Origin of the sequence: Pantoea stewartii subsp. stewartii (assembly GCF_008801695.1) — a bacterium.
Classification (GTDB): Bacteria; Pseudomonadota; Gammaproteobacteria; order Enterobacterales; family Enterobacteriaceae; genus Pantoea; species Pantoea stewartii.
Window position 1 is genome coordinate 1 of sequence record NZ_VZPF01000325.1, and the last position, 249, is coordinate 249.

Here is a 249-nt window from a genome sequence, read left to right on the forward strand (position 1 = left end):
CACCAGTGCAGTTCAATGTGGCAACTGTTGAAAAAGGTCCATCACTTTATGAATACCGTCAGCCCATTCCCCGGGGGAAAACATGGGCTGGCTAAAGTGTAGCGGTATTAGGATCAGTTATTTAGACCGTATTGACGTTCAGGCAGAGGTAAGGTCTACCTTCCATGGCAGCAGATCGCGGACCCGGTTCACCGACCAGTCCTGGATATAACCGAGGACGTAACGCAGCCACGCCTCGGGTTCAACGCC

General features: G+C 52.6%; 2 protein-coding genes. One reads left to right on the forward strand and one right to left on the reverse strand.

The features are described from left to right. Positions 1-102 (forward strand): hypothetical protein (locus F7Q90_RS27585; protein ID WP_249042808.1); only part of this gene is annotated, 102 nt, incomplete at its 5' end. A 36-nt stretch (positions 103-138) separates the two neighbouring features. On the opposite strand, the gene F7Q90_RS26400 is transcribed toward F7Q90_RS27585, so the two are convergent. After that, on the reverse strand, positions 139-249 hold a 111-nt coding region (locus F7Q90_RS26400), incomplete at its 5' end, for a transposase domain-containing protein (protein ID WP_151161240.1).